The organism is Meridianimarinicoccus marinus (assembly GCF_040689105.1).
GTDB classification, from domain to species: Bacteria; Pseudomonadota; Alphaproteobacteria; order Rhodobacterales; family Rhodobacteraceae; genus Meridianimarinicoccus; species Meridianimarinicoccus marinus.
The window spans coordinates 1-11,157 of the sequence record NZ_JBFBVU010000052.1 but is presented as its reverse complement, the minus strand read 5'-3'; the positions used below and the strand labels follow the sequence as shown (position 1 = coordinate 11,157).

The window sequence follows — 11,157 nt, the reverse complement described above, 5'->3', positions numbered from 1 at the left end:
CTACGCTGCACTGCAAAGATCAGACATGGCCGCGTAACTAAGACAAATCAGCCTCCGGCAAACCCGGTGCGGTTCAAATGGCCGGCGACCGTGGCTTCTCACAAACCAAGCCTGAACAGCCCATCTGCCCGTTCTCGGCAAAACGAACTGAAACCGACGTACTTCACCAACGCCGAAGCCGCGTTCTTCAGCGATATCCGATCGTCACAAAAGCACCACCCCGAACTTCGACTTCCCGGAAAGAACCGGCGCTTTCCCCGGAGCCGATCAGCTCGACCTCTGAGCCGCCGACGTAGTCGATCTCCACCCCCTCGGCGAGAAGTTCCAGCCCCTTGGCCAACTCGCCTGGGAAAATCTTCACGCCCGGTGCATTCGCAACGTCCCAGACCCTCGGGCCGTAGCGCGCCGGGTCCGCAGAATCCGCGGCCTGCATCGCAAGGATCATCAGAGCCGCTGCATCATAGACTTCGGCAACGTATGGAAGCGTTCCATCAACTTCGTTGCCGGCGCGCTCCGCCAGCATGGCCAAGCCCTCGCTCTCGTTTCCTGCAACCTGCCCGAAGGACCCCTCAAGCCTGGGTCCGACGCTCTCGACAAGGCTCTGCCCCACCATGGTACTCGGAAGGCCGAACGTGTCGAATGCTCCAAGGTCCAATGCTGTGCGCACAATGCCAAGCCCGCCCTGGTCGATATAACCTGCGACGACCAGAACATCGCCTCCCGCCGCTGCGAGTACCGCGACATCTGCCGAGTAGTCCGCCTTGCCATCTTCATGGGCCGCCTTGATCGTGACCTCGCCACCCGCGGCCTCAAAGGCGCTCACGATCGCATCCGACATCCCGACGCCGTAATCATTGTTGGCATAGGTAAGTGCAATCGACCGAATGCCACGATCGATGAGCACGTCGGCCATGACCTGGCCCTCGCGATTATCCGGCGACACAGTCCTGAAGAAGAGTCCCTTATCTTCCATCACGCTTAAACTGGGCGAACTCGCACCGGGAGAGATCATGACGATACCATTGGGAATGGCGACATTTTGCAGGACAGCCGCTGTCGCACCAGAGCACGCGCCACCGATCAACCCCGCCACGCCAGCCGCGATAAGGCGCTCAGCACTCGCAACCGCAAGCGCATTGTCCGTGCAAGCGGTGTCGGCAAGATACGACGTCACTCTTGCACCACCCAGAAACACACCGCTCTCGGTCGCCTCCTGGGTGACCAACTTCACCACAGTTCCCATCGGAGCCGCCAGAGACTCGATAGGCCCGGTGAACCCGAGCAGGAGCCCGATACCTATCTCGTCACTCTGTTGCGCAACGCCGGCTGTCGCCATCACAAAACCAAAGGCCGCCGACAACCTTGAGATCAACTTTGGTTGAAGCATTTGGCCTCCACAACAAGTTTAGTTCGATAGATCGTCAAACTAGGCGACAATCGTCAACGTCAAACCAAACGGAACTCACGAGTTCTTCGCAATTCCGGACGGCTCGGCCAACGCAGCCGATGGTCGTTTCGCGCAAGGCTGTCCCTCCGGTTGGGTTCCCTCCGGTTCTCAGATGGCAACAACGGACTTCAGGGTGCCGCTGATACTCGGCACTCGCCAATCCTGACATTCGGGCATCCATCGTGAGTGGCTGCTCCGGGCCGTTCACGTCACAATCGACGCTACCGAACACGCGAGCGATACACGCTCGCCCATGTCCGCTTTGAGTCTTGCAGGCTGGATCTTGGACGGAGGAAGGGTCGAAGCGTTAGGCGTTCTACCATCAACTGGCTAGGAACATGGATCCTTGGACGGGCGAACACCGGGACGGGGATCCATCTGGAGCATCAATTCCAGTGGTTCCAACTGGTGGACTCGTCAAACGTTGATGTGGCGTTGATGTAAAACGCGACATCAAAAACTTGATCGGCCGAAGCCGACTTCAAATCTTTGATATCGTGTAGGATTTCTGGTTGCGGGGGTAGGATTTGAACCTACGACCTTCAGGTGATGATCCGAGTATGATCTCGGAGTTGTGACGTTGGGGTCAGAGAACGTTCGACCGCAGTCCCGTCCCCTCCGCCACTTGACACCGAACAACTGTTCTCCCGATCCGGCTTCAGCTGGATTTTTCCGTTGTTTTAGAAGGTTATGCGCGGCGGGCCATTCACCTCCCCCAGCGCCAGAATGCCGGGAAGTATTCTCTCGGGGCCGCTATTCTCTGGACCTGTTGACTGCGCCGATTTGGTGAAATTTCTGTAAGCATCTGGTTTTGCTCGAATTCTATACATTCAATATACAGTGGTTGGACGCCAGTGACTCTCGGCGAGACGGAACAGAAATCGAACGTTCGTCGCCACTCGTACAGCTGGATAAACCACGAGTTCGATTTCGCTCCAGAAGGGTTGACCCCAATGCTGCCGTCCGCAGTCTACCTCTCGGGCAGGTGGCGCGCGAACCTCCCAACCTCTCTACCGATCGCTCCAAACAAGCGTGAACGGCCCACTCCGGTCAATCGCGACGTTGAAAAGCCGCACTACGACATCGCCAAAGCAGTCGCCTGAACCAGCCGCAGCATCCTCGGCGGCAACTTTTCTTCCTATTTTCTTCAATCAGATAGGCTCAGCGGGACGTTTCGACGGCTTTGTTCCGTAACTCGGCGTGAGGGCGAACTTCCCCTTTCCCTTCTATTGCCATTCATCAAAAACGATCACAGTCGTGCCGAGAGCTGACAAGCGGTTCATGAGAGCGATGCGGACGTGAGTTTCGGCGATCTGTCGGTCGGGAACCCTCGCCAAGATTCGTTCACCGAACGCCTTGAGGCATCGCATCTTGGCTTCCACGCGACTTCGGATATGTTAACCGCTCCATCGCTTCCAAAGAAGATCTGCCGAAGTGTTTCGAAGCAGGCAGAATCTCATTGCGAGCCTTGGCGACAGGGCCGTCCTCCTTCCACAGTCGTCCATTCCGGCGGGCGCACTGAGTTTGGCCAACTGCCTTGGCCCGCACGTCATCGGCGGAAAGCGGCATACCCCGCCCAGCCCATGGTAACAGCGATGATGACAGTTAGGAGACCATAGACTGCGGGTTGGTTTCGCGCCAAGATCCACAACTTCAAGTCGAAACCGGTCAAGCGCACGCCAAAGGTGTAGTTGGTACGTCCGACCAAAACGCCATCCGCGAACAGATACGCGTCCGCCGTGTAAACCCCTGGCTTCGAGAAATTCGGAAGCCTCCACCGCGCCGCGAAGAATGTCGGTGATATAAAACGTACCGCATTCGGCTTCAGTTCGAACTGTCCACGCGACAAAAGTAGGTCATGCAGGGCCGTGTCGTAGGAATCCGGCAGCTTCGACCGCCCGATGCGGGCGCGGAGGATCCAATCCATAGGAGCAAGTCTTAACTCGGCCCGGGTAGAGACATCGGCGATCTTTTCGGGCGCATCGTTCGACAGAACGAAATAGGTGTCTGGCAATAGTCGGTAATACGCCCGGCTTTCTGTCAGAAACATGCCAGCTCGTCGGGCCTTGCGATAGACGGCACGGTTCCGAACGGGCCCCCGTACGGTCACGACCACATCGAACGGGGTCTGATTGAGGCTGGACGGCACCTCGGAAATGCTGCCGAAGAGGGTGATCGGCTCGCCGCTGAACTGCGAGTCGATTTCGGTTTCCGGATCGGAGATCGCCAGCTCAATGGTCTGGGCCGCCACCACCCCCATGCTCAGGAACAGGGCCAATAGCAAAATGAGGCAAGACCGCATCACGGCAGCAGCCTCGCCGGGATTTCCACCGTTTCGAACAGGTTTCCCGGATAGAGGAACAACCCCACCGCGAATCGCGCCGCGACCGCCAGAACGATTAGCGCCAGCAGCAGACGGAGTTGCTCTGCCGGAAGGCGCCGGCCGAAGGTCGTCCCGATTTGCGCGCCGGCCACGCTGCCGATCATCAGGCAAAAGGCCAGCAGGATATCCACCGAACCGGACCGCCAAGCGTGCAGGTAACACGTCACCGCCATAACCGCCGTGAGATGCAAAAGCGACGTCCCTACCAGGTATTTTGACGGCATTCGCAGCACATAGAGCAGCGCTGGTACCAGGATGAACCCGCCGCCAATGCCCAGCAACGCTCCGATCAGGCCGATCATGTAGCCGACCAGCAGCACCTTGAACACCGACATATAGAGCCCGGAGACACGGAAGCGAACCTTCAGTGGCATTGCCTCGATCCAGCCACGCCGCTTGAGTCGGCGTGCCGTCGGTTGTGTACGGTTTCCTCGCAGAATGAAGCGCGTGGTCTCAACCAGCATGATGGTCCCGATGGATCCGAGGAGCGTCAGGTAACCGATGCCGATCATCGCATCGAGTTGGCCGACCCTACTAAGCCAGTCGAAGGCCGCCACGCCGGTGAGCGACCCGACAATTCCGCCCCCGACCAGAACAGCGCCCAACTTGGGATCTACGGCCCTCCGGCGATAATGGGACAGCGCGCCGGATGTGGAGGATGCCACCACCTGGGCTGCGACCGATGCCACGGCCACCTGCGGAGGCACGCCGTAGATGAGAAGGAACGGCGTCAATAGAAACCCGCCACCAACGCCAAACAGTCCCGATATGCTGCCCACCACGATCCCCAACCCCACCAGGTGGAATAGATTGACCGTCGTCTCGGCGATTGGCAGATAGATCAGCATTCATGCGTCTTGTTGGTTGCAACGTCGTCGGACGCGATTTCGTCGGGTCCGGAAGCCTGGGGCAGCGACCCAAACGTCTCTGCCGGACCAACGGTTCCCGCCATGCCCGCTAAAAAGTGCAGGCTGCCGGAAACCGTTCCGAAAGGCACTATCCGTCCGCTTCCCGCGACATGAGCTTCTGCTTGCGGCGAGACCTGAGTGAGACCACTACGAAGACTGCCGATCCACACAGAAGGACGATGGGAATGGGCCGGGTCACAAGGGGCATCATGCTTTCATATTGGCCAAGCATTTGCCGCAGGTTCGATTCTAACGGCGGGCCAAGCAGAAATCCCAGGATGACAGGCGCGAGCGGATAGCGATACTGCTCCAGCAAGAATCCGAGCAGGCCGAACCCGCACATAATCCAAACCTCGAACATCCGTCCGTTCAAGGAATAGATGCCGACGCAAGCGATTACGAACAGTCCCGGCAGCAGGATCGGCTTGGGAACTTCCAGCAGCCGGACGAGAGCGTTGGTCGAGCCCAGCATGAAGAAGAACATCATTACGCTGGCCACCATCACCGAGGTGTAGATCGCATAGACAATCTCTGGCGAGTTGGAGAACATCAGCGGACCCGGTTGCACCCCCTGGATCGTCAGCGCGCCGATCAGCATGGCCGTCACGGTGTCGCCGGGAATGCCCAGCGTCAGCGCGGTTATGAGTGCGCCGCCGACAGTCGCGTTGTTCGCCGCCTCAGCCGCGACCACGCCACCTTCGGCCCCCTTGCCGAAGCTTCCCGGATCTTTCGAGGTGTTCCGCGCCTGAGCATAGGAGATCAGCCCAGCGGGCCCGCCTCCGACTGCCGGGAGGATACCAACGCTGGTCCCTATCATGGCAGATCGGGTCGCGTTGGGAAGGTGCCCGATGAGCCCCTTGGCAGGCGGCAGCATGGCGCGCCAGCCGATCTTCTGTTTCGGCGGCCGCGGCCCGACGTCCCGATCCAGCGCGTCGCGCATGATTTGCGAAACGGCGAACAGGCCGACCAATGCCGGCACCAATGGAAAGCCCGCCAAAAAGTTCAGAAAAACCGAAATCGAAACGCGACAGACCATCTATTTCCGAAATCCCCGCGGTCGCCACCAGCGTTCCCAGCAGTGCCGAGACGAGGCCCTTCAGAAGGCTATCGCCGCTCACCGCGATTACGGCGCTCAGGGCAAAAAGAAAGGCCGCGACGTATTCGGGAAAGTGGAACTTCAACGCGAACCCCGAAAGCGTCGGGGCAAAGGTCATCAGGATGATGCCACTGAAGATGGTGCCGAAGACCGTGGCGCAGATGGCAAGGCCGAGCGCGCGGGCTGCCTGCCCCTTCTGTGTCATGGCAAAGCCGTCTTCAATCGTCGCCACGGAATTTGGCGTTCCGGGTATCCGCAGAAGTATCGCAGAAATACAACTGCCAGTGATGCCGCCGACGAAGATGGCCACCAACATGCTGATCGAGGGGATCGGATCCATCTGGTAGGTGACGGGCAGCAACAGCGCGATTGCCATTGTGGCATTGAGACCCGGCATCATGCCGACGATCACTCCCACCATCATTCCGAGAAAAATCAGACCAAGAACGATTGGCGATGCCGCAAGGCCGCTCAAGGTGTCCAGAAGAATACTCATGTATCTATCGCATCCAGATTGGCAGGGACAGAACCCGAAGACCGAGTGCCTGATCGAACAACCGCCCGGTATGCATGTCGCGGCGCGCGGGCATGCAGGGCAGCGACCCGACGTAGTGATTGTCGAAGGTGACCGCCCGTTGCGCAAACCGCGCGAAATTCGGGGTGCGGATCGAGCGACTGCCATAGGGCTGAAGCGCTTCGGCATTCAGCGAATCGAATAATACAAAAACGGTCTTCATCTCGTCCTCCCTGCCCCGGTGGTAGCCAGAAGACCCACGGGTGCGGAAATGACGTTACGCGCCGCCCTATTCCCAGAAGGAATAGTGCTGACGGATGGTGCTCTCCGTTCTTCCTCCCTTTGAGGGTGCAACAAGGATTCGATCAAATACAGAGAAACTCATGAAAATTTATTGGTTTGAGCGACGGCATGGAGCCGTCAGCGCGCCGCGTGCTTGCGCGTCTCTCGCTTCAGCAGGCGGCAGATCCGCGCGATGGTCGCGAAATCGGCCATATTCTTGCGATAGGTTAGCCCGGTCGGGACTTCCCAGCGAAAGCCCTCGATGTCGATCTCACGCAGGCCGGCGTCGGGAAACGCTTCCACAAGAGGCGCGGGCATGCAGGCGATGCATTGATGATCCGTCAGCATCTTGAGCGCGATCTGGATTGAGTTGGATTGGATCGCGACCTGCGGGTTCGGCAAATCGTGGCGCGAGAAATAGGCATCGATCCCCGCAAGCGCGATGTTGACGGCGAACAGCGCCAGCCACGGATACTCAAGCAGATCTTCCGGGCGGATTGCCTCCTTGCGGAAGAGCGGATGATCTTGCGCCGCAAAAAGCACGTTGGCCTGACTGTAAAGAGGTATCGTTTCGAAATCGCGGCCTATCCCGTCCCTGGGGGCCGGGAACGCCGCCAGCGCAACAGATGATGTCCCCCCTCTTCAGGGCTGGCAGCAACTCCGATGCCGCTCCCGTCGACACCACAATCTCAAGCCCCGGAAAGGTCTCCATCAAATCGTCAAGAAGTCGCGGGAAATAGACCGTCGAATAGACCGGCCCCCCCACCGATGCGCAACTGGCCGCCAAGCCCGTCGGACATCACGTTAAGTTCGGTCAGCACGGCGTTCCAGGACGCCTCGATCTCAATTGCGCGGCGATGAAATGTCCGGCCCGGTTCGGTCAGGGCGACGCCGGTCGACTGGCGATAGAGAAGCTCGACACCAAGAGATGCCTCAAGATGCCTGACCGACTTGGTGAGTGCTGATTGGGTTATATTTTCGGCACGCGCAGCGGCATTGAAGCTCCCGTGACGCACGACGACAAGAAAGTGCTCGAGCCGAGAGAGCATTTGCATTTTCACGATGTAGCTCCTCCCACCCGTCGGGCTCAATTCACGGAACTTCCTATCACCATCGCCGCGGAGCGCTAAGCCTATTCCCAAGGGGAATACCCAGCAAGCCCAATCATTTTCGCGAATTGGCGGTCTCGTCGAAACTCGTTGCCAGAAGTACGGTTTCTACCCGACCCTGAGCCTGAGTTCACACCTATTCCTGCACCGATCTTGGATCGGTGCCCCTCGGTCATCTCGTAGCACCTGCATCCCATGGCTGCTCGCGATCCGTTAAGCCAAAGTCGCAGCGGGACCGATGCGCCAATACCGATGGAAACGGCCCGGTGGCAGGAAGCCGGGAAGGTTTTTCCGCGTATTCCTAGTGGGAATAGCACAGAACGAACATTCATTTTCCTCGGCGACGGGGACGGAGCAAGATTGCCCGGTCCCGCGCCGTCGAACGTGGATTGCCAACGCTTGCTGAAAACTTGAAGGAGACCCTGACCGACACGCGCCCGAACGTTTTGTTGATCATGGCCGACCGGCAAAGCAGTGACTGCTTCAAAATCGAGGATCCCCCGGTCCTGCCTGCGCCTCATCTCGATCAACTTACTTTGCTGAAAAAGCCGGTCTTCACGGACCTACGGCGTCTACCCGGTCAGCGTTCCGGCGCCGCGCTTGCGATTTTCCCGAACGGCCAACATCACAACGGAGAAAAAGATGCGACAATCATGGCGCTGGTTCGGCCCCGAAGACAACGTAACCCTTTCAGAGATCCGGCAGGCGGGTGCCGCTGGCATCGTGACTGCCCTTTACCAGATCCCGCCGGGCGAGGTTTGGCCGCGCGAAGAGATCCGCGCCCGTCGGGAGGTGATCGAGGCCGCGGGGCTCACCTGGGATGTGGTCGAGAGCCTGCCGGTCAGCGAAGCGATCCGCACCGGAGCCCCGGAATCAGCCAAGCTTATCGCCAACTGGGCTGCGTCGCTGGAAAACCTCGCCGCTGAAGGACTCTCGGTAATCTGCTACAACTTCATGCCGGTTCTGGACTGGATTCGGACCAATCTCGCCGCTCCGATGCCATCGGGAGCGACCGCTCTCCGCTTCGACCTGATTGACTTCGCCGCCTTCGACATGTTCGTGCTCGATCGGGAGGGGGCCGTGGCCGACTATCCCAACAACATTGTTGCCGCGGCACGCTCGCGGGCGGACAGTTTCACCAGCGAGGACCGTGACCGGCTCACACGGAACATCCTGTCTGGCCTGCCGGGCACAGTGGAACGCTGGACACCGCAGACATTGCGCGAGCGGCTCGGCGTCTATGCAGAGGTCGACGCCGAGCGCCTGCGTGCCAACTTGGTCACATTTCTTGGGAAGGTCGTTCCTACCGCCGAAAGGCTCGACATGCGACTCTGCTGCCATCCGGATGATCCGCCCTGGCCGCTTCTCGGCCTGCCGCGGATCATGTCAACAGAGGCGGACTTTGCCTCGCTCGTGAATGCGGTACCGTCACCTGCGAACGGCATCACCTTCTGTACAGGAAGCCTCGGTGCACGCCCCGACAATGACCTGCCCGGAATGATGGAACGGCTCGGCCGGCATGTGCACTTCCTGCACTTGCGCAATGTCCGGCTCGAGGACGGCACGGTGCCCGGCTCGTTCCACGAGGATGAGCACCTCGGTGGATCGACGGACATGATCGCGGTGATCAAGGCAGTGCTGGAGGAGCAGGCACGCCGGCGGGCAGAAGGACGGAACGACTGGCAGATCCCCATGCGTCCTGACCATGGCCAGAACATCCTCGACGACCGGCATCGCGCCAGTGCCCCAGGCTACCCGGCAATCGGTCGACTGAAGGGGCTCGCCGAATTGCGAGGCGCGATGATGGCGCTCGACCATGGGAGTGCGGCATGATCCGTTCACCCTTGCCCAGCACGCTTGGCGTCGGAATCCTCCACCTCGGTCTCGGTGCCTTCCATCGCGCGCACCAGGCGGCATTTACCCAGGATGCGATCGCAGAAGCGGGCGGCGACTGGGGGATCGAGGCGGTATCGATGCGCAACCCCGCGCTGGCAGAGTTGTTGAATCGACAGAACGGGACCTACAGCCTGATCGAACGACGCCCGGAAGGGCCGCGGATTCTCGAGATGACTGTGATCCGGAAGGCCCGCGCGCTGCCCGGTCGAGTGCAGGAGGTGGCCAGTCGGATGGCCGACCCCGCGATCCGGATTGTTACGGTCACCGTGACCGAAAAGGGTTACGGTGCCAGCGCCGAACGGCGGCTGAACCTTTCCGATCCTGGCGTGGCACACGACCTGCTTGCGCCGGACGAGCCGCCGCAGAGCCTCGCCGGCCTGATCACAGCCGGGCTGGCCAAACGGCGGACGGCCGGCCTTGGCGGACTAACGGTGATGTCCTGCGACAACCTTCCCGAGAACGGGCGACTGCTCGGCGCGCTGGTCTCAGAATTTGCCGAAGAGGCAGATCCCAGCCTCGCACGATGGATTGCCGACACCTGCAGGTTCCCCAACAGCATGGTCGACCGAATCACGCCCGCCGCGACCGATAAGACATTCGAACTGGTCGAATCCGAAGTTGGCAAGGTCGATCGGGCAGCGATCGAGACTGAACCGTTTCGCCAATGGGTGATCGAGGATGACTTTGCCGGGCCGCGCCCGGCGTGGGAAGAAGCCGGCGCCCTGATCGTGCCGGATGTCGCTGCCTTCGAGACGATGAAGCTGCGGCTACTCAACGGTTCGCATTCGCTCATCGCTTATCTCGGTGCGCTCTCCGGGTACCCGGCGGTTCGCGACGTGGTCGGTGACGCCGGTCGGCGCGCCGTGGTGCGGCGGCACATGGCCGACTCCGCCGAAACGCTATACTCGGCGCCGGGCCTAGACCCCGACGCATATGCCGACGCGCTCATCACCCGCTTCGCTAACCCGGCCATTGATCACCGCTGTCTGCAGATCGCGATGGACGGTAGCCAGAAGCTGCCGCAGCGGATCTTCGCTCCCGCTCGCACCCAACTCGACACGGAGCGCGGGATCGGGACATTCGCTCTTGCCACCGCCGCCTGGATCAAGTTCGCCGGCGGGCGCGATGATAATGGTCGCGGGATCGACCTGAACGACCCGTTGGCGGACAACATTCGCAGAGCCCTCGCGGCCTCAGAAGACAGTCCGGCTGCACGCGTGGCCGCCATCGCGGGGCTTGCCGGCCTCGCCCATCACGGAGTGCTTGATAATGCCCGGTTTCTCCGAGCCACGGTAGAACTCCTCTCGTTGCTTGATCGAGTCGGGGCACGGGCTGCTGCTGCGGTTGCGCTCAACAGTATGGACTAAGCGATGGCGGCATCGTGGCTAACGTCCGGTCGCCATCCGTCGTGCCAAGGTACTACGCTTGGTGTGCTCGCTGACAAGTGGCCTGCTGCCGGTTTCGTGGACGGCAACTTAAGCTTTCATAGCTCGCTCCTCGAAGGTCATAGGACTTAGATAGC

General features: G+C 60.2%; 9 protein-coding genes and 2 pseudogenes. 2 read left to right on the top strand and 9 right to left on the bottom strand.

Going from position 1 to position 11,157, the window contains the following annotated elements:
- Positions 1-187: 187 nt before the first annotated feature.
- The 9 genes and pseudogenes from AB0T83_RS19505 to AB0T83_RS19465 form a co-directional block, all read right to left on the bottom strand.
- Positions 188-1,387, bottom strand: a complete 1,200-nt coding sequence (locus AB0T83_RS19505; RefSeq protein ID WP_435891199.1) for an ABC transporter substrate-binding protein — start codon at positions 1,385-1,387, stop codon at positions 188-190.
- A gap of 1,286 nt (positions 1,388-2,673) precedes the next feature.
- Positions 2,674-2,959: pseudogene (locus tag AB0T83_RS19500) on the bottom strand (IS5/IS1182 family transposase); the annotation flags it as partial.
- 37 nt (positions 2,960-2,996) lie between these two features.
- A complete protein-coding gene (locus tag AB0T83_RS19495; protein ID WP_366194878.1) occupies positions 2,997-3,725 on the bottom strand; it encodes a TIGR02186 family protein in 729 nt (242 codons plus the stop codon).
- A 23-nt stretch (positions 3,726-3,748) separates the two neighbouring features.
- The gene (locus AB0T83_RS19490; protein ID WP_366194877.1) at positions 3,749-4,678 is read right to left on the bottom strand and encodes a sulfite exporter TauE/SafE family protein; all 930 of its coding nucleotides are present in this window, start codon (positions 4,676-4,678) and stop codon (positions 3,749-3,751) included.
- 148 nt (positions 4,679-4,826) lie between these two features.
- A complete protein-coding gene (locus AB0T83_RS19485; RefSeq protein WP_366194876.1) occupies positions 4,827-5,774 on the bottom strand; it encodes a tripartite tricarboxylate transporter permease in 948 nt (315 codons plus the stop codon).
- Positions 5,758-6,330 (bottom strand): annotated as a pseudogene (locus AB0T83_RS19480) (tripartite tricarboxylate transporter permease); the annotation flags it as partial. The gene AB0T83_RS19485 and the pseudogene AB0T83_RS19480, both read right to left, overlap by 17 nt.
- A gap of 4 nt (positions 6,331-6,334) precedes the next feature.
- Positions 6,335-6,571: a sulfatase-like hydrolase/transferase gene (locus AB0T83_RS19475; RefSeq protein WP_366194875.1), complete on the bottom strand. Its 237-nt coding sequence runs from the start codon at positions 6,569-6,571 to the stop codon at positions 6,335-6,337.
- A gap of 197 nt (positions 6,572-6,768) precedes the next feature.
- Entirely contained in the window at positions 6,769-7,218 is a 450-nt protein-coding gene (locus tag AB0T83_RS19470) for a substrate-binding domain-containing protein (RefSeq protein WP_366194880.1), read from the bottom strand.
- Between the two features lie 131 nt (positions 7,219-7,349).
- Positions 7,350-7,685 carry a LysR family transcriptional regulator gene (locus AB0T83_RS19465; protein WP_366194879.1) on the bottom strand — a complete coding sequence of 112 codons (336 nt, stop codon included), beginning with the start codon at positions 7,683-7,685 and terminating at the stop codon, positions 7,350-7,352.
- Between the two features lie 696 nt (positions 7,686-8,381).
- On the opposite strand from AB0T83_RS19465, the gene uxuA reads away from it, so the two are divergent.
- The gene (uxuA, locus tag AB0T83_RS19460; protein ID WP_366194874.1) at positions 8,382-9,572 is read left to right on the top strand and encodes a mannonate dehydratase; all 1,191 of its coding nucleotides are present in this window, start codon (positions 8,382-8,384) and stop codon (positions 9,570-9,572) included.
- A complete protein-coding gene (locus AB0T83_RS19455) occupies positions 9,569-11,002 on the top strand; it encodes a mannitol dehydrogenase family protein (protein ID WP_366194873.1) in 1,434 nt (477 codons plus the stop codon). The genes uxuA and AB0T83_RS19455 overlap by 4 nt, the downstream gene beginning before the upstream one ends.
- The last annotated feature ends 155 nt before the right edge of the window (positions 11,003-11,157 follow it).